The following is an 18,779-nucleotide window of genomic DNA, read 5'->3' as shown; positions in this document are numbered from 1 at the left end:
CATGGCTAACAAACAGGAACGTGCAAGCACCCAAAGTGGATCAAGAGACGATCGTCCCATTATTTACTGTCAAGCTACTCCCGGTGAACTGATACACGGCGGCGCCCTATGGCGAGAGCAAGAGTTCGGTATTTCTGGTGTTGCCCTATGCCTTCCTGTTTACCGCCGTGTTGCCTTATATGGCGGTGCGCTTCCTGGCATTCAAACCGACGGTGAAGATGCATCATGTAGCTATCTGGGTTGCGCCCCTGGGGTGTTTGCTGAGCCTGGTGCCGATTATCGGCCTCTATGTACGTATCGCTCATCCCGAACTGACCGACGCGGATCAGGCCATGCCGGTCTATCTGGCTAGCTTCCTGCATCCGGCGCTGGCCGGGATCATCACCCTGTTCATTCTGTTCGCGATGAAGTCCACCGCCAACTCGCTGTTGCATACGGTGTCGAGCGCCGCGTCTCACGACTTGCGTACCGCCCTGTTTCCCGACAGTCACGCCAGCAACCAGCGTATCCTGTGGATCAACCGTAGCTGGGTGGCCATTCTCGGTGTGATCGGTTTCCTGATGATGCTGTTCGCGCCGCCCTTCATGTTGTCCTGGTTGGGTATTCTCGGCTCCGGTACCCTGCTGGCGGTGATGATAGGCCCGGTGTTTATCTCTTCCTTCTGGCAGGGCAACGCCTATGGCGCCCTGGCCGCCATGTTTACCGGTCTGGTCACCAGTGGCAGCTTTCTGCTGTTCACCGATGTGGGCTGGGTAGAAGGGCCCCTCTACGGTTGCCTGGCGTCCAGCGTCATCTATATAGCGGTGAGCAAGCTGACCCAGGGAGTGGCATCCGCCGCCATGGCACCCGGCCACTGATGGCACCGGCTTGTTGAATCGGCTTGTTGAATCGGTTTGTTGAATGAAATCGGTTGAATGAAATCGGTTGAATGAAATTAGTTGAATGAAAAAGCCCGGAGCTCCGGGCTTTATTGTGTGGCCATGGGAATAATAGCCACCACATTTTTTTATCTGGTTTGTTGATCAAAAATGGCGCTGTTGATACGGCGCCGTTTTTGCCGATGATGGCCTGCCGACTTACTTCAGACCGTCGAGGTAGCGTTCGGCATCCAGTGCTGCCATGCAGCCGGTGCCGGCTGAGGTAATGGCCTGGCGATAAACGTGATCCATGACGTCACCGGCGGCGAACACGCCTTCGATGCTGGTTTGGGTGGCGTTGCCATGCAGACCGGACTGTACCTTGAGGTAGCCGTTTTCCATTTCCAGCTGACCTTCAAAAATCTGGGTGTTGGGCTGATGGCCGATGGCGATGAACACCCCGGCCAGATCCAGCTGCTCGGTGGCATCGGTTTGGGTGTCCTTCAGGCGAACCCCGGTCACGCCCATTTCGTCGCCCAGCACTTCGTCCAGGGTACGGTTGGTATGCAGGACTATGTTGCCGTTCTCCACCTTGTCCATCAGTCGGTCGATCAGGATTTTTTCGGAGCGGAACTGCTCGCGTCTGTGTACCAGATGTACCTCGGCGGCGATGTTGGACAGATACAGCGCTTCTTCTACCGCGGTGTTGCCCCCACCGACCACGGCAACTTTCTGGTTGCGATAGAAAAAACCGTCGCAGGTGGCACAGGCCGACACGCCGCGGCCCTGATAGGCTTCTTCGGAAGGCAGGCCCAGGTATTTGGCGGAGGCGCCGGTGGCGATGACCAGGGCATCACAGCTGTATTCGCCGTCGTCGCCTTTCAGCCGAAACGGACGTTGCTGCAAGTCCACACTGTTGATATGGTCGAACAGAATTTCGGTTTCAAAACGTTCGGCATGCTCTTTCATGCGTTCCATCAACGCCGGACCGGTCAGTCCTTCGGCGTCACCCGGCCAGTTTTCCACGTCTGTGGTGGTGGTCAGCTGACCACCCTGCTGAATACCGGTCACCAGCACCGGATTAAGGTTGGCGCGGGCCGCATAAACGGCGGCGGTATACCCTGCAGGGCCAGAACCCAGAATAAGGAGTTTGGCGTGTTTGGCTTGGCTCATTTGTCTCTCCAACCTTGGCAAATAGGCAGATAAAAAGTGGGCTCGATTGTAGGGGATAGGCTTGATGGAATAAAGCGTAACAAGGCGATTGTCGCCATCGGCATGATGCGGAAGGGCTTCATTTGGAGGGTTATGGTGAAAATGGCAGCTTATAACGAATAGTTATGCAATATAAAGTTTTCGCCGTGAGAGTTGAATTCGAGGGTCAAATCAACATAAAATAATTTTTTATATCAATTCACAGGTGTAGTATCGGTGTTGAGGCTGGCGGGTGGATGATTAGCCATATTTTATGGTGAATTCATCAAAAGGTAACATCTTGGTAGTTAAAATAGCCAGTTACAGGCATAAAAATTTGATAATGATAGCTATTTTATATACATATCAAACGTATGTGCTATCTGTTTGCGGTTTGTCATGTTAAGCTGCTGATCACTTCGATTGTATATATAATCGTTTTTTGTGTTTTTTTATTTACTCTTGACCTGCCGGATGCAAGGTTGGGCACTGTCGCCGAGTCGGCAGTCGGTCGACAGCCTGTTTCCGGATAAAGGTCTATTGCATAGATGCGTGGTTTTATGCCATATAGATTTTGTGGTTTTATGCCATATAGATTTAATGTTCATAGTGGAATGTATCGAAAATGAGCCAAAGGATGGATGAAGTGTTGGATTTGAACAGCAGGCCGGCCAAAGAACTCGACCGTATCGATCGCAACATACTCAATGAGCTGCAGCAAGACGGCCGTATTTCCAACGTGGAGCTGTCCAAGCGCGTCGGGCTAAGCCCCACGCCTTGCCTCGAGCGGGTACGTCGTCTGGAGCGTCAGGGTTATATCGAAGGTTATACCGCCATTCTCAACCCCCAGTTTCTGGATGCATCGCTGCTGGTTTTTGTCGAAATTACCCTTAACCGCGGCACACCGGACGTGTTTGACGAATTTAACGACGCGGTGCAGAAGTTGGAAGAAATCCAGGAATGCCATCTGGTATCCGGAGATTTCGACTATCTGCTCAAGACCCGGGTGGCGGACATGTCCGCCTATCGCAAGCTGCTCGGCGAAACCCTGCTGCGGCTGCCGGGGGTGAACGACACCCGCACCTATGTGGTGATGGAAGAAGTGAAGCAGAGTAACCGTCTGGTGATAAATACCCGATAAGCTGTGCTATTGTGTCCGGCTCTGGTATTTTTATGCCGGGCGGGGACCGAGATGAACCTGACTCTGCGAGCGGCCCCGGCCGCTCGTTTGTCGTTTGATGACTGACGACCTTCCCTGTCGCAGCATTTTCATTGCGTGACACCACATAATACAAGAGCGAGGAGCGGGCGTTTGGCGGAGAAAAAGCTGTTTACTCCCATGTCTGGTTTACAGCGTCTGTTTGAGGCCGGATTGATCACCATTATTTTGCTGGCGATCTTCATGATGTTATCGCTGGTCTCCTACCACCCCTCGGATCCGGGTTGGTCGCAAACCGCATGGGGCGGAGACATTCGTAATGCCGCCGGGCCAACGGGTGCCTGGCTGGCAGACATTCTGTTGTTTACCTTCGGCTTCTCGGCTTATCTGATGCCGTTCTTCCTGGTGTTGATCGGCTGGGGGACCCTGTGGCGGCCGAAGGCCTTGAGTGATATCTGCTATCTGACCCTGAGCCTGCGCATTATCGGCTTTCTGATGTTGTTGCTCAGCCTGCTGGCGTTGGCCAGCATGAACGTGGGCAATATCTATTACTTTTCTTCCGGTGGGCTCATCGGCGATATGCTGGCGTTGGCCCTGAATGCCATGTTTGGCTCTCTTGGCACCACCCTGGTGCTGCTGTGCGGTTTTGCCACCGGCGTCACCTTCTTCAGCGGCTGGTCCTGGTTGTTGATTGTGGAGCGTCTGGGCGCTGTGGTATTGAATGCGCCTCACTGGTTCAGCCAGATACCGCAACGACTGGTCGACTGGCAGAGCGGCGTGGGGCGTCGCCGTCAGGGCATCGGCGAGGCGCCGGCACCGACAACCGCCGTTGCCGAGGTTGCGCCGCCCTCGTCCGACGCGGGATTTGTGGGCTGGCGCCGGTTCAAGGAGCGTCTCGGTGGTCAGTTGGCGTCAGATCCGGAGCCGGAATGGGAAATGGAGCGGGAAACCGAGCAGGAAGATCCGCTGTTGGCTCCGGTCGCCGCCAAGACAGAAAAACGGGCCCCGATACAGAAAAAAGCCCCGCCGGCACGCAAAGAACCGGTACTGGGCGCCGAGCCCGAACAGGACGCTGCCATTGCCACCCTCGCCGAAGCCAACGGTTGGGCGCTGGATGATGATGACGATGAAGAACTGGATCTGCCCTGGGTAAACGAGGGCGAGGCCCCGGCCGCCCCCGTACCTATGCCGCGAGCGTCGGCACTGGTGCCGTCGACACGCCAAGACCTGTCTCCCTTGCCCTCGGTCGAACTGCTGGACTTGCCCAAGCCCCGGCAACATACGGTCAGCGAGGCGGAACTCGATCGCATTGCCCGGCTGGTGGAAGCCAAGCTGGCGGATTACAACGTGCAGGCCAACGTGGTCGGGGTTTATCCGGGCCCGGTGATCACCCGCTTCGAGCTGGATCTGGCCCCCGGGGTCAAGGTCAGCAAAATTACCAATCTGGCTCGGGATCTGGCCCGCTCTCTGTCCGCCATCAGCGTGCGGGTGGTGGAAGTGATTCCCGGCAAACCCTATGTGGGGCTGGAGTTACCCAACACCCGGCGCGAAACCGTCTATCTGCGCGAGGTGATGGACAGCGACGCCTTTGCGCGCAACGAGCATCCGCTGACCCTGGTGTTGGGGCAGGATATCGCCGGCGAGCCGGTGATCGTCAACCTGGCCAAGATGCCCCACGTGCTGGTGGCAGGTACCACCGGCTCCGGCAAGTCGGTGGGAGTCAACGTCATGATACTGTCGATGCTGTACAAGGCCACGCCGGATGAAGTGCGCTTCATCATGATCGATCCCAAGATGCTGGAATTGTCGGTCTACGAAGGCATACCGCACCTGTTGACCGAAGTGGTCACCGACATGAAAGAAGCCGCCAATGCCCTGCGCTGGTGCGTGGGCGAGATGGAACGCCGCTACAAGCTGATGTCGGCCATGGGGGTGCGTAACCTCAAGGGCTTCAATACCAAGGTGCAGGAGGCGATAGATGCCGGCGAGCCGCTGCGGGATCCCTTGTGGGAGCCGACCCAGTCGATGGACACCTATCCGCCGGCGCTGGAAAAGCTGCCCCATATCGTGGTGGTGATCGACGAATTTGCCGACATGATGATGATCGTCGGCAAGAAGGTGGAAGAGCTGATTGCCCGTATCGCCCAGAAGGCGCGGGCGGCCGGTATTCATTTGATTCTGGCCACCCAGCGCCCCTCGGTGGACGTGATCACCGGCCTTATCAAGGCCAATATTCCGACCCGGATGTCGTTTCAGGTCTCGAGCAAAATCGACTCGCGCACCATTCTCGACCAGCAGGGGGCCGAATCGCTGCTGGGCATGGGCGACATGCTCTATCTGCCTGCCGGCGACAGTAACCCGACCCGGGTGCACGGCGCCTTTGTGGACGACCACGAAGTGCACCGGGTGGTGGCGGCCTGGAAGGAGCGGGGCGAACCCGACTATATCGAGGATATTCTGAACGGCGATGTGGGTGCCGACGGCCTGCTGCCCGGCGAAGCGCCGGAAGGCGGTGACGAAGAGCTGGACCCGCTGTTCGACGAAGCGGTGGCTTTTGTCGTAGAGAGTCGTCGTGGCTCTACCTCCAGCGTGCAGCGCAAGTTAAAAATAGGCTACAACAGGGCCGCCCGCATGATAGAACAGATGGAACATCAGGGTATCGTCAGTTCCGCAGGCGGCAACGGTCAACGTGAAGTGCTGGCACCTCCGCCAGCCAGGGAGTAACCATGAAAAAACTGACAACCTTGGGAATACTGCTGTGGTCGGTGAGTGCCGTGGCACTGGCCGATGCGCGCACCGAACTGCAGCAGAAGCTGGCCTCCTTCGACCGATTTTCTGCCCGCTTCAGCCAGCAGGTATTCGATGAGCAGGGGGCGCCGATGCAAAGTGCCGAGGGCACCATGCAACTGGCCCGGCCCGATCGTTTTCGCTGGCACACGGTGTCGCCGGACGAGAGTCTGATTGTGTCCAACGGCCATGATGTCTGGGTGTACGACCCCTTCGTGGAGCAGGTGAGCATAGCGCCATTGGAGCAGGCGATACAGAACACGCCGTTTCTGCTGATAGCGGGCAGTGACGGGCGACGCTGGCAGCAATACGATGTGGCCCGCAAGGGGGCCGATTATGTGGTGACCAGCAAGGATCCGGGCGAGCTGATCAGTCAGTTCAGCCTGCGTTTCGACCGCAGCAACCGCATTCAGCGCTTCACGGTGATCGAATCCGGCGGCCAGCGCAGCGAATTTACCTTGAAGCAGGTGAATACCCAACCCGCCACCGGAGCCGACACCTTTACCTTTACCCCCCCGGCCGGGGTCATGGTCGACGACCAGCGGTGAGTAACTAACAGCTTTAAGCTCTAAGCGGTCAGTTATAAGCAAAACAATCGAGGATGTTGAGACTGCGTATTTCTGTTGCCCCTGCTTACAGGTTTGAGCCGAATAAACTGGCGCCAGCGAGGCGCCGTTTTTTGTCGAACTCATTCGACCAACAAGGTTTGAGGCCGGGCAAGCGCGGATGGTGGTTTGCAAGATCACAGAACACTCGGGCAGCTTATGGCTGACAGCTTAACGCTTACCGCTTTGTTTTATGGGGATGAAATGACATGAGCACCCTGAGTCTGGACTTTGAACAGGACGACTTTCGCCCGCTGGCGGCACGGATGAGGCCTCAGCGGCTGGAGCAATACCTGGGTCAGGCGCATATTCTGGGGCCGGGCAAGCCGCTGCGCCGGGCACTGGAAGCCGGCCACTGTCATTCCATGATACTGTGGGGGCCGCCGGGCACCGGCAAGACCACCCTGGCCGAGCTGATTGCTCACTACTGTGATGCCCAGGTCGAGCGGGTATCGGCGGTGACCTCCGGGGTCAAGGAAATCCGCGCCGCCATCGAGCGGGCGCGGGAGCACAAGCTGGCCGGTCGGCGCACCATACTGTTTGTGGACGAGGTACACCGCTTCAACAAATCCCAGCAGGATGCCTTTCTGCCTCATATCGAGGATGGCACCGTGACCTTTATCGGCGCCACCACCGAAAACCCTTCTTTCGAGCTGAACAACGCCTTGCTGTCACGGGCCCGGGTCTATCTGCTCAAGCGACTGGAGCCGGCAGACATAGAGCAGATGATTGCCCAGGCGCTGACCGACGAACGCGGGCTGGCCGGGCAGGGCATAGCACTGGCCGAGGGGGTGCAACGGGCGCTGGCCGAGCTGGTGGACGGCGATGGGCGCAAGGCGCTGAATTATCTGGAACTGCTGGCAGACATGGCCGAGCAGCATGAAGGGGAGCGCCGTATCGACAAGGTGCTGCTGGCGGAGGTGACCGGTGAGCGGCTGGCCCGCTTCGATAACCAGGGTGATCTCTATTACGACCTGATTTCGGCGGTACACAAGTCGATTCGCGGCTCCAACCCGGACGCCGGCCTGTACTGGTATGCGCGCATGATCAGTGCCGGCTGCGATCCGCTCTATATCGCCCGTCGTCTGCTGGCCATCGCCTCGGAAGATGTCGGTCTGGCCGACCCCAGGGCGATGGAGGTGGCGCTGGCCGCCTGGGATTGTTTTACCCGGGTCGGTCCGGCGGAAGGGGAGCGTGCCATTGCCCAGGCCATTGTCTATCTCGCCTGTGCGCCCAAGAGCAATGCACTCTACACCGCCTGGAAGGCGGCGCTGAAGGATGCCCGCGAGCTGCCCGACTATGAGGTGCCGGTACATTTGCGCAACGCGCCGACCAGACTGATGAAAGAGCTGGGCCACGGCGCCGAATATCGATACGCCCACCACGAGCCGGGTGCCTATGCCGCCGGCGAAGTGTATCTGCCGGAGGCGTTGGCACAACGACGTTATTACGAGCCCAGCGAGCGGGGCTTCGAGCAGAAGCTCGGGGCCAAGCTCGATTACCTGAAAAGCCTCGACGAGCAGGCCGGTGGCTAGTTGGCTCCCCCCCCGCTAAGCTGGTAAACTTGACGACGATTTAGTGACTTCCGACCCTGCGTGTGACACGCAGTACAAGCATAAAATAAGGTAACTCATGCTGGACTCCAAATACCTGCGCGGCGATATCGCCGACACGGCGGCACGACTGGAAAGCCGTGGCTTTACACTCGATATCGCCTTGTTCAACAGCCTCGAAGACAAGCGGAAGTCTCTGCAATCCCGCACTCAGGAACTGCAGGCCGAACGTAATGCCCGCTCCAAGGCCATCGGCCAGGCGGCGCGCAATGGTGAAGACATAGCCCCGCTGAAGGCGGCGGTGACGGCCATTAACGACGAGCTGGACGGTTGCAAGGTCGAGCTGGATCGGTTGCTGAGCGAGATTGAAGCCTTCTGTGCCGCCATTCCCAACCTGCCGCACGAGTCGGTGCCGGTCGGTAAAAACGAAGACGACAACCTGCAGGTTCGCGTCTGGGGTGAGCCCACCGCCTTCGATTTTGAACCACTCGACCATGTGGCGCTGGGCGAAGCCCTGGCCGGTCTGGACTTCAAGGGCGCGGTCAAGATATCCGGCTCCCGCTTCGTGATCATGCAGGGGCAGATTGCCCGCATGCACCGGGCCCTGGCGCAGTACATGCTGGATTTGCACACCAACGAGCACGGCTACATCGAATGCTATGTGCCTTATCTGGTGAACAGCGACAGCCTGTACGGCACCGGCCAGCTGCCCAAGTTTTCTGCCGATCTGTTCCACACCGCCATCGAGGGCGAAGGGGACGAAGAAGGCAAGACCCGCCGTTTCTCGCTGATCCCCACCTCGGAGGTGCCGCTGACCAACATCGGCCGGGACGAGATTTTCGATGCCAAGGAACTGCCGCTGAAATTCACCGCCCATACTCCCTGCTTCCGCTCCGAAGCGGGTTCCTATGGTCGGGATACCCGCGGCCTGGTGCGCATGCATCAGTTCGACAAGGTGGAAATGGTGCAGCTGGTTCACCCGGATCACGCCTGGGATACCCTGGAAGAGATGGTCGGCCACGCCGAGAAAGTCCTGCAGGGCCTGAATCTGCCCTACCGGGTAATGGCCCTGTGCACCGGCGACATGGGCTTTGGTGCCGCCAAGACCTACGATCTGGAAGTGTGGCTGCCGGCCCAGAACACCTACCGGGAAATTTCGTCTGTGTCCAACTGTGGCGACTTCCAGGCCCGTCGGATGCAGGCGCGGGTACGGGGTGCCGATGGCAAACCCCAGCTGCTGCACACCCTTAACGGCTCCGGCCTGGCGGTGGGCCGTACCCTGGTGGCGGTGCTGGAAAACTACCAGCAGGCCGATGGCCGCATCGCGGTGCCCGAGATCCTGCAGCCTTATATGGGCGGCCTGAAGTTCATCGGCTGAGTCTGATGAGCTGAGTTATACCAATCGGATTAAGCATGTGCTCAGGCCGTCATCCTGACGAACGTCAGGATCTCCTGCAGGAAGATACCGGTCAAGCCCGGTATGACTGGACGTTAAACGCAGTATTGTTATCAGCAACTGATCACGTCTTTAACGGAATTGGTATTAAACAAGCCGGGGCCATGCCCCGGCTTGCTTGTTTACGGGATACTCCGACAGCAGTTAGTTTCATATTGAATGAAATTTATCCGCTTTTTCTTCGCCTTTTGCCGCCCTCCTTTGGTAGAATGCGCGGCATTCAAGAGGTTCCCGGCACTACATGATGGTTTGGATAGACTACGTAATTCTCGGCATTATCGGCCTTTCTGCACTCATCAGCCTGGTCAGGGGATTTGTGAAAGAGGCAATGTCGCTGGCTACCTGGTTGGCCGCTTTTTTCGTTGCCAGTCGTTTTTACGCCGATCTGGCTGTTCATCTCGAGATCTCCGATCCCTTATTCCGCAATGGTGCATCCATTGCCATCCTGTTTGTATTAACCCTGATTCTGGGCGCACTGATTAATTACGTTATCGGTGAACTGGTGACCAAAACCGGGCTTTCTGGTACCGACCGGGTACTGGGCGTCTGTTTCGGGGCTGTGCGGGGCGTGCTTATCGTGGCGGCCCTGCTGTTATTTATCGATACCATGACCGCCTTCTCGCAGAGTGTGTGGTGGCGCGAATCCCGGTTGATCCCGGAGTTTGGTATCGTGATCCAGTGGTTTTTCAGCCTGGTGCAAAATTCATCCAGCTTTTTACCCCCCAAGCCATAATGAATTGAGGAAATTAGGACATGTGTGGGATTGTCGGTATTCAAGGTACGACCCCGGTAAATCAGGCGCTGTATGACGGCCTGACGGTACTGCAACACAGAGGCCAGGATGCGGCCGGTATCGTTACCATTTCGGGGGATACCTTACGCCAGCGCAAGGCCAATGGTCTGGTACGGGACGTGTTTGAAGAGCGTCATATGGAGCGTTTGAGCGGAAACGTGGGGATCGGCCATGTGCGTTATCCCACCGCCGGCAGCAGCAGCGTGGCCCAGGCGCAGCCTTTTTACGTGAACTCACCGTTCGGTATTGCCCTGGCCCACAACGGCAACCTGACCAATGCCCGGGAGCTGAAAGAAGAACAATTCCGGGTGGCACGCCGCCATATCAATACCACTTCCGACTCCGAGGTGCTGCTGAACGTGCTGGCGCATGAGCTGGACCAACAGACGCAAACCCTGCACCTCGAGCCGGGCCATGTGTTTGCTGCCGTGAGCAAGGTACATGAACAGGTGCGGGGTGCTTACGCTGCCGTGGCGGTCATTATCGGCAATGGCATGCTGGCATTTCGGGATCCTAATGGTATTCGTCCGCTGGTACTGGGCAAGCGTGAAGCCGAAGACGGCAGCACCGAATATATGGTGGCGTCCGAAAGCGTGGCACTGGATGCGGTGGGCTTCAGCCTGATCCGTGACGTGGCTCCGGGTGAAGCTGTATATATCACCAAACAGGGCGAGCTGTTCAGCCAGCAATGTGCCGCCGAGCCGCAGTACCACTCCTGTATCTTTGAATATGTGTATTTTGCGCGCCCCGACTCTTTTATCGACAAGGTATCTGTCTATGGGGCCCGGGTTCGCATGGGTCAGAAACTGGGTGCCAAAATTGCCCGGGAGTGGGAAGACCTGGACATCGACGTGGTGATCCCGATTCCCGAAACCTCCTGTGACATAGCGCTGGAAATTGCCCACAACCTGCAACTGCCTTATCGTCAGGGTTTTGTGAAGAACCGCTACATAGGTCGTACCTTCATCATGCCCGGCCAGCAGCAACGTCGGCAATCGGTGCGCCGCAAGCTCAATGCCATTCCGTCGGAATTTGCCGGCAAGAATGTGCTGCTGGTAGATGATTCCATCGTACGCGGCACCACCTCCGAGCAGATTATTCAGATGGCGCGGGATGCGGGTGCCAAGAAGGTATATTTTGCTTCCGCCGCCCCCGAAATTCGCTTCCCCAACGTTTATGGCATCGATATGCCATCCGTGAACGAGCTGATTGCTTACGGCCGGGAAGTGGAAGAAATCTGTCAGCTGATTGGTGCCGACGGCCTTATCTACCAGGAACTGGAAGATCTGGAAGATGCGGTACGTCACTTCAACCCGGAACTGCGCCGTTTCGAGACCTCGGTGTTTACCGGTGAGTACGTGACTCAGGACGTGAACCAGGCCTATCTGGATGAACTGAATGCGTTGCGTAACGACAATAGCAAGCAGAATGACAGCCTCGACAGCAGTCATCTGGAAATCTATAACGAAGGTCAGTCGTAATAACGACCGGCAATAAAGCACAAAAAAGAAAGCACAAAAAAGGGGTCTGCGGACCCCTTTTTCAATGCGGCAATAACATGATTCAGTGGGTGTAAATGGGCCCTAAGCCGAGGCTCCAGACGATAACGGAGCCGACCATGATGCACACCAGCAGCACCAGGCCACAGGTCACCACCGAGCTGGCGTAGATAAAACCGCGTTCTTCGGGAATATGCATGATGATGGGTACGCCGGAATACAGCAGGTAGACCGAATAGCTCAGCCCCGCCAGCCCCACCATCATCAGAAAGATAGGCTCGGGATAAAACAGGGCCAATCCGGTCATGAACAGAGGGGTGGCGGTATAGGCGGCAAGTTCCATGCTTTGGGTAAAGCTCGGATTGGCACCGAAGGTTTTGGCCATCCAGAATGTCAGATAAGAGAGAGCAAAGACACCGCCGATCAGGGTGAAGTACATACCGATCGACATCACAAGGGCACTCTCGGTGGTCAGCATGATGGTGCTGCTGGTACTGGATCCGAAGTTCCAGCCAATCATGGTGGCGGAGATATAGGCACATACCGAGGGTATCAGGGCGATAAACATCAGGTGTACCAGGCTGTAGCTCAGGCTTTCGTGGTGGTGGTCTATGGTATGCCACTCTTCTTTGGGGTGCGCATAAAGACCCCATATATGGTTTAAAATCATAGCGTGATCCCCTTAAATAGCTCTAGCGCCAAACAACTCCTGCCAAACGGCTCCTTCCAGGTAGCCGAACAGTGGCTGAGCAGTAGCTGAACAATGGCCGAACAAGAGTAAAACGGGCCATGCCCGTGTTTTCCTCTAACTAGTTATTGGCCAGAGACTCACAGTCGTCAAGTTTGTCTACGTAATAACCACAGGTTTGCAGCCGAGAGCACCATTCAGCCAGCGGTTGAAGATAAGGCTCCATTCAGCCAGGCTGCGATTTGCTCGCAGACCCAGTCACCCGCATCCAGGGTCAGATCGTGACCGGCAAGCGTGTGGCGGTACAAGGGTAGCTGCCAGCGAGTGGCGATGGCTTCACTGCAAGAGGGACTGACCAGCCGGTCTTGTTGTCCGCCGAGCAGCAACATGGGAACGGGAGGACGCCGTCTCGGTGCGCGATAGCGCAGCGCAGCCAGTAGCTGGCGTAATATATCGAGCCGGCGTGCCGGGTATTGGCGGGCATAATGTACCCAGTGTTCCAGCAGTTCGGGAGCATCAGGATGAAGATGGCTGGTCAGTGTGAGAATAGTGGCCTCCTGATGCCATGGATGGCGTGGCCACGACAGCAACTTCAACAGGGGCAGCCAGACGGCAGGAGACAGCCGCCGATAAAAAGGACTGAAGCCGCTCAGGCTGCTGTTCATCAGCACGACACCGGCGATTTGCTGCGGATAACGACTGGCCCAGTCAATGGCTACCATGCCACCCAGTGACAGCGCCAACAGATAGACAGGTTGTTGCTGTAATCTCGACTGGTATCGTTGCCGCAGTCGCTCGGTGATGCCTTCGATGGTTGCAGGACTGCGGCTGCCATACTCGGTACCGAAACCGGGTAAATCCGCCGGTATCAGGGTGTCTTGTGGAAACCGCCGTCGGAACAGATCGGGAAAGTCCCCCCAGTGGCGTTGTTCTCGCATCAGGCCGCGCAGGCATATCCAGCGGTTGGCTCGGCCCGGCTCTGGTGGCGTGTGGGTCATGGTGTCGCCTATGCCGGTTGCTTGAACCAAAGGGACTGAGCTTCCTGCAGTAGCCGTTCGCTCTGGCTGCGGTCGGGCAGCCAGAGTGCATGGCTTTCCACTGACCGAGCCAGAAAGTCGAACAGGATCAGGTGACGGCGTAGTATCCGCTGGTGACGATGGGGTTTCTGCGGATTGAACAGACCGGAGAGCCGAAGCAGTTGTACCGGATTTTTACGTATCCACAGCCAGGAGCCCATTTCCAGGGTAAAGGACAGCAAGCGTCCGGGCTGCGGTTGATGTTGCAGGATAAGGTGATCCCAGAGATCGCCATGGGTCAGGTAATGCAGCCACTGCGGCTCGATATCGTAATAACTGTGATGGGGGTAGGTGTTTAAAAAAAGGGCGCGCAGGGCCATGATCTCGGCCAGATGGGGAGGTGCGCTTTTGCTGCCGGCGAAGGGAAACCAGAGTCGATCCCGATAGCCGTAGCCGGAATGGCAGTCCAGTGCAAGCGCCAGGGGGCGACCGCTCAGGTGACGCTCTACGGCCAGACAGAGCGCCCTGGCTTCCGGTTCCAGCTGATCTCCCCGATACCAGGGAAAATGCCGGCTCAGGCGCTGCCCCCCCAGAGGCCAGCGAACCTTGTCGGTGGCGTTGACCGGACTGTTACGCATTAAATCCACTCCGTTTCCGTTGCAGCGGGTAGCCCGCAACATACCGACAGGATTAACCACCGGCATAAATACCAGGCTGACCCGTTCCAGCAAGCGGTGGGTCAGGCTGGACCAGCATAAGCTGGCAACCAGGGAGTGCAAATAAGCGAGCACCACCTCGGTGCCGATTCGCTCAATACCGTGCACACCGCCAAATAATGCCAGCACAGGGGCATGTTTTGACCGACTGCCGAGTTGTAGTAATTGCAGCGGGAGTTCATGGTTGCGGTAATGGACTAGGCCCAGCGTCTCCAGCCGGGCATAAGCACCGGCATCCTGAGCAAGGCGGGCCAGTTCATTGAGTTCGGGCAGTATATAAGGTAGCTGCAGCGCCATGAAGTCTCCGCCAGCTGCATAATAAGCTCTAGTGTAGGCGATAACCTATGACGTTTTGAGTGGGTAGCCTGTAGACGCTGTGTAGCCGAAACACTGCCAGCATAGTGAATTGGAGAGGGTCAGGTCAGTATGTGACAGAGCAGAGGCAAGATGCCGGCGATGGAAAACCGAAGGATACGCAGTAGAGTATAGAGCGAGGCTGAGCACTGCTGTCGTTGCACAGGGGTGACAGTTAGGGTGACAGTAAGGGATTTTTACAGTATTTCAGGCCTTGCTAATGCTTTTTAACCTGTTGATTACCCAATAAAAAAGCCCCTTGCGGGGCCTTTCCAATCGATTGGTGGAGCTGGCGGAGTTCGCTGCCATCTCTTGACCAATACGATATATCAAGGACTTACATGAGCAAGCCAGTGAGTTTTGTATGGGGTTCCGTACATCTGAAGGGGATGATACTAACCGACGCTGGAGCAAGCAAGACCGATTGAACATTTGCCAAAAATCTGCCTTCTCTGAAGACTGGGGCGGATTGAAATTTCCCCATTCCCATGCGACATACAGAGTTACTCTTCTTTACGATGGCCAAGAACAAACACGGTCACAAGTGCAACTAGATCTACAGTGCCGAGTATGCCTCCAAGCCACGGCTGGCCCGTTAAACCAAGAATCAAGGCGGCAATACCGAAGAATATCGCTATTGCGAAGCCGTACCTCTGCCCACGTTTGTCCTTGCTGATCTCGCCCTCAATGGCCGAGCGATCTATGCTGTGCCTGTGGTTTTGCTCTTTTTCCGCCATGGCAAGAATGCGCTCAGCAGCGCCATCAACAATCTTGTCATAACCAGCTAAAACCTTAGGCGGCGGTAGAGGCCCCGAGAAGACCTCCTTGCGAACGACAGCTTGGAATTCTGGTTTGTTCAGTAACCGCTCAAGTATCTCTGGATGCTGAAGTAGCTCCCCTTCAATCTGCTTTTCATCCAGGCTGGGAGTGGATAGGTCAGACGGATTCGATTGCGCTTCGCTCGTCTCTACTTTGTTCATTGTATTTCTCTATGGCATTTTTGAGATCGCTACCAATGGCAGACCAGTCGTTTGCTAGCCGTGATGTGTCGGACGTAACGACTACAAACCTACGGCGGTATTGGCCTTTCGGGGCAATATCCAAAATTGAACCAACAGCTTTTAATGCTCTACGCTTGTAACGCATGATGCCTCCCTGTTGTGCTCGTCAAGTTATCGTGATGATAACATAGTATAAAGGATTGCACAGATGTTGGCCGAGGGTAGGTGTGGCGGCCTACTGTGATGAAAATCACGGCAAAAATGTTGCTTCTTGCTATGAGGCGTAGCTGTTTGCTGACGTCATAAGTTGGTGCTTCTATATTGAGCGTGTTCCCCGGCATTTGGGAAACTGTGAGCAGCCCCAGAACTCCTGGCCTGCATTGGCACCTCGTCGGGCTTTACGCCTCACCATGGAAGATGAGCAGCTGGGGCAGCTTACTGTTGGTGTTGTAGTGGCTGGCGGGACTGTCACGGCTGTCGCGGTGTGCTGGGAAGCTCTCAGTGCGCCTTCGGCCAGAGATATCTTCGCGTGCAGCAGCATATCATCCAGTGCCTTGCCATCGAGCAGGCTGATGCGTTTATCTCTGGCAAACGCTTCGGCCTCTTCCGTAAAATTCCCGGAGGTGACGACAAAGCCTCCTTCTGCTCCAGCGCCAGCGATAACGCCATACAGTTCCCGCACCACGGACACACCCACGCTCTTCGCCTTCCAGTGCTTGCACTGCACGAAGTAAGTCAGACCATCTTTTTTCAGATGAACATCTACACCACCGTCTGCACCTGCCTCACCACCATCTATGACTCGATAACCCTGCTGCCGGAACGCTTGTCCCACCAGCAGTTCAAACTGCTGCCAGCTCATATCATCGGTTGGCTTGGCTGTTGATCCGGTTCTGGGTTGTTGAAGTGAGATGGAAATATACTTTTGGGCAAGGCTGCGTCCTTTGAGAGCCTTGATGGCAGAAAGACCAGCCCCAAAGGTGAACGCCAGCGGAATAAAGAACTGCATAGCCATGAAGAATGGCCGAAGCATCAGCTCAGTCAGATTGGCAGGCACAGTGGAACCCGGAGTGACTTCTACTTCGAAAGGCCCAGCGGCAAAGTGTTCGAGGATCAGGTAGCTGATGATCGCAAGCAGTAGGCTTAGCCACCAGGGCAACTTGGCTGCAATGTCGATCATGTCTTCGATGAGGGACTGCCTGCGTCTTCTTGCCATTATCATGTCCTAATCAGTGATGAAAGTGCTAACCGAAAAACGCAAAAAACAGCAACGGTAATGTCGTATAGGGTATTTGAGAAAGCTTGAAGTTGAATATACCCCAACGAGTCCAATTTGGGCATGAGTCTTAGTCATGCAAGTGTTGTTCGGAGTTGCTATCCCATGTTTGGCTATCAGTTCTGCTATGGCGGGAGTAGTGGCCGGACAGGCTGCCGGTGATTAGTGCAAGAAGGAAGCTAGTGGGTGAGATACGGTGGAAGGGCGGGTTGTCACAGTGGGATACCGATGGGATACTTAACGTGATTTTGGCTCAAGATTGGCAGGGACGCAGGTTCGTAACCGCCTGATATTAAACGAAAAAGGCCCCGTTAGGGGCCTTTCCAATCGATTGGTGGAGCTGGCGGGATTTGAACCCGCGTCCGAAAAACCTACGTCGTCGGTACTACATGCTTAGTCAGTCATTGAATTCGCCACCTGCTGCGGACAGACACGCCACAAAATGACTAGCCTAAATTGGTTTTAACGCTTCAACCGTTAGGCACGGCATCCACGCGATTCTGTGAAGGATGACCTTCCAATTCCCTAAGTCACAGACAAGCTAGGGTAGAAGGGCTCTATCAGGTTATTAAGCTGCTAGTGCGTAGTTTTCGTCGTTTGCGACTATTTTTTTGCGATTTTTTAACGAGGCCTATCGCACCTCGGCATGCACCTAGGAGTTCGAGAATCTCGTCGAATCCAGAATCAGCCCCAAGTAACCTTATGGTATGGCAATTACTGCCAAATCACAAGTGTTAGCGATTTTTATGCTTCATCATACGGTCTTTTTCCCGCTTCCAGTCGCGTTCCTTCACGTCCTGGCGTTTGTCGTGGTGCTTTTTGCCTTTCACCAGACCGATTTCGGCCTTCACCCAGGACTTGGACCAGTAAAGCGCCAGGGGCACCAGGGTATAACCTTCGCGCTCAAGCAGGCCGGACAGGCGATCAAGCTCGCGCCGCTTCATCAGCAGCTTGCGAGAGCGATGTGGGTCACACACCACATGAGTGGAGGCTACGTTGAGAGGCACTATGGTGGCGGCAAATAAAAAGGCTTCACCGTTTCTCATGAATACGTAAGCATCACCGATGTCTACCTTGCCGGCACGCATCGATTTTACTTCCCATCCTTGCAGTTCCAGCCCGACTTCGTATTTTTCTTCTACGAAGTATTCGTGTCTCGCCTTCTTGTTGAGGGCGATGGTGCTGGAACCGACTTTTTTCTTGGCTTTGTTTTTTGTCATAGTGACGTCATTATACGGGCCCTGCCGTAGGTTTGGAATTGCCGATACGGCAACTGCTTGTTTTTCGTACGATAGTGACGGTGAGCCCGGCCTGGATTAATGTTAAAATCAGGCCGTTCTGCTGCCAGGAGAGGTTATGCCCAGTATTACCCGCAGTGCGTTGGTGATGTTCAGCGCACAACAGATGTATGAATTGGTGAACGATGTCGACTCGTACCCGCAGTTTTTGCCCGGATGCGTGGCCAGTCGTATTGTATCCGAGTCGGACACGTCCATCACGGCGGCGTTGGAGGTGGCCAAGGTGGGAATTCGCAAGACCTTTACCACGCGCAATGAACTCAAGCCTCATCGGCATATCAGTATGGAGCTGGTAGATGGCCCGTTCAAGTCCCTCAGTGGGGGCTGGTCCTTCACGCCGCTGGATGTCGATGCCTGCAAGGTCGAGTTGAAGCTGCACTTCGAATTTACCTCCCGCCTGGTAGAAATGGCGTTTGGCGGTGTATTCAAGGAACTGGCCAATGCCATGGTGCATTCCTTCAGTGAGCGGGCTAGAGAGGTATACGGTCGTGAATCTTATTCGGGTTGAAATAGTGTATGCGCTGCCACAG

Annotated in this window: 16 protein-coding genes and 1 other RNA gene; 9 read left to right on the top strand and 8 right to left on the bottom strand. The window is 56.0% G+C overall.

What is annotated here, in order from left to right:
• The first annotated feature begins 137 nt into the window (after positions 1-137).
• Entirely contained in the window at positions 138-857 is a 720-nt protein-coding gene (locus HNR62_RS01115; RefSeq protein ID WP_338044059.1) for a sodium:solute symporter family transporter, read from the top strand.
• Positions 858-1,076: 219 nt separating this feature from the next.
• Here HNR62_RS01115 and trxB read toward each other — a convergent pair whose 3' ends face one another.
• A complete protein-coding gene (gene trxB, locus HNR62_RS01110) occupies positions 1,077-2,030 on the bottom strand; it encodes a thioredoxin-disulfide reductase (protein ID WP_204794244.1) in 954 nt (317 codons plus the stop codon).
• A 655-nt stretch (positions 2,031-2,685) separates the two neighbouring features.
• On the opposite strand from trxB, the gene lrp reads away from it, so the two are divergent.
• The 7 genes from lrp to purF all read left to right on the top strand — a co-directional run bounded on the left by lrp (position 2,686) and on the right by purF (position 11,882).
• On the top strand, positions 2,686-3,189 hold the full coding sequence (gene lrp / locus HNR62_RS01105; RefSeq protein WP_239552505.1) for a leucine-responsive transcriptional regulator Lrp: 504 nt from the start codon (positions 2,686-2,688) through the stop codon (positions 3,187-3,189).
• Between the two features lie 171 nt (positions 3,190-3,360).
• Positions 3,361-5,931: a DNA translocase FtsK gene (locus HNR62_RS01100; RefSeq protein ID WP_204794243.1), complete on the top strand. Its 2,571-nt coding sequence runs from the start codon at positions 3,361-3,363 to the stop codon at positions 5,929-5,931.
• Positions 5,932-5,933: 2 nt separating this feature from the next.
• On the top strand, positions 5,934-6,542 hold the full coding sequence (gene lolA, locus HNR62_RS01095; RefSeq protein WP_204794242.1) for an outer membrane lipoprotein periplasmic chaperone LolA: 609 nt from the start codon (positions 5,934-5,936) through the stop codon (positions 6,540-6,542).
• Between the two features lie 266 nt (positions 6,543-6,808).
• Positions 6,809-8,134: a replication-associated recombination protein A gene (locus tag HNR62_RS01090; RefSeq protein ID WP_204794241.1), complete on the top strand. Its 1,326-nt coding sequence runs from the start codon at positions 6,809-6,811 to the stop codon at positions 8,132-8,134.
• 97 nt (positions 8,135-8,231) lie between these two features.
• Positions 8,232-9,530, top strand: coding sequence for a serine--tRNA ligase (gene serS / locus HNR62_RS01085; protein ID WP_204794240.1), 1,299 nt, complete (start codon positions 8,232-8,234; stop codon positions 9,528-9,530).
• Between the two features lie 322 nt (positions 9,531-9,852).
• Positions 9,853-10,341, top strand: coding sequence for a CvpA family protein (locus HNR62_RS01080; RefSeq protein ID WP_204794258.1), 489 nt, complete (start codon positions 9,853-9,855; stop codon positions 10,339-10,341).
• A gap of 20 nt (positions 10,342-10,361) precedes the next feature.
• On the top strand, positions 10,362-11,882 hold the full coding sequence (gene purF / locus HNR62_RS01075) for an amidophosphoribosyltransferase (RefSeq protein ID WP_204794239.1): 1,521 nt from the start codon (positions 10,362-10,364) through the stop codon (positions 11,880-11,882).
• Between the two features lie 82 nt (positions 11,883-11,964).
• Here purF and HNR62_RS01070 read toward each other — a convergent pair whose 3' ends face one another.
• From HNR62_RS01070 to smpB, 7 genes are all read right to left on the bottom strand, one after another.
• Positions 11,965-12,570: a Yip1 family protein gene (locus tag HNR62_RS01070; RefSeq protein WP_204794238.1), complete on the bottom strand. Its 606-nt coding sequence runs from the start codon at positions 12,568-12,570 to the stop codon at positions 11,965-11,967.
• Positions 12,571-12,785: 215 nt separating this feature from the next.
• Positions 12,786-13,616: an alpha/beta fold hydrolase gene (locus tag HNR62_RS01065; protein WP_204794237.1), complete on the bottom strand. Its 831-nt coding sequence runs from the start codon at positions 13,614-13,616 to the stop codon at positions 12,786-12,788.
• Positions 13,595-14,617, bottom strand: coding sequence for a DUF2817 domain-containing protein (locus tag HNR62_RS01060; RefSeq protein ID WP_204794236.1), 1,023 nt, complete (start codon positions 14,615-14,617; stop codon positions 13,595-13,597). Before HNR62_RS01060 ends, HNR62_RS01065 begins: the two co-directional genes overlap by 22 nt.
• Before the next feature lie 560 nt (positions 14,618-15,177).
• Positions 15,178-15,654: a DUF2335 domain-containing protein gene (locus HNR62_RS01055; RefSeq protein WP_204794235.1), complete on the bottom strand. Its 477-nt coding sequence runs from the start codon at positions 15,652-15,654 to the stop codon at positions 15,178-15,180.
• A 337-nt stretch (positions 15,655-15,991) separates the two neighbouring features.
• Positions 15,992-16,891, bottom strand: coding sequence for a restriction endonuclease (locus HNR62_RS01050; protein ID WP_204794234.1), 900 nt, complete (start codon positions 16,889-16,891; stop codon positions 15,992-15,994).
• 392 nt (positions 16,892-17,283) lie between these two features.
• Positions 17,284-17,643, bottom strand: a transfer-messenger RNA (tmRNA) gene (gene ssrA, locus HNR62_RS01045).
• 42 nt (positions 17,644-17,685) lie between these two features.
• The gene (gene smpB / locus HNR62_RS01040) at positions 17,686-18,171 is read right to left on the bottom strand and encodes an SsrA-binding protein SmpB (RefSeq protein ID WP_204794233.1); all 486 of its coding nucleotides are present in this window, start codon (positions 18,169-18,171) and stop codon (positions 17,686-17,688) included.
• Positions 18,172-18,307: 136 nt separating this feature from the next.
• Here smpB and HNR62_RS01035 point away from each other — a divergent pair, with 136 nt between their 5' ends.
• Positions 18,308-18,757 carry an SRPBCC family protein gene (locus tag HNR62_RS01035; protein ID WP_204794232.1) on the top strand — a complete coding sequence of 150 codons (450 nt, stop codon included), beginning with the start codon at positions 18,308-18,310 and terminating at the stop codon, positions 18,755-18,757.
• Positions 18,758-18,779 lie beyond the last annotated feature (22 nt).

Origin of the sequence: Oceanisphaera litoralis (assembly GCF_016907015.1) — a bacterium.
GTDB lineage: Bacteria > Pseudomonadota > Gammaproteobacteria > Enterobacterales > Aeromonadaceae > Oceanimonas > Oceanimonas litoralis.
Note: the sequence above shows the minus strand (reverse complement) of the source record. Positions and strands in the feature narration are given on the sequence as shown.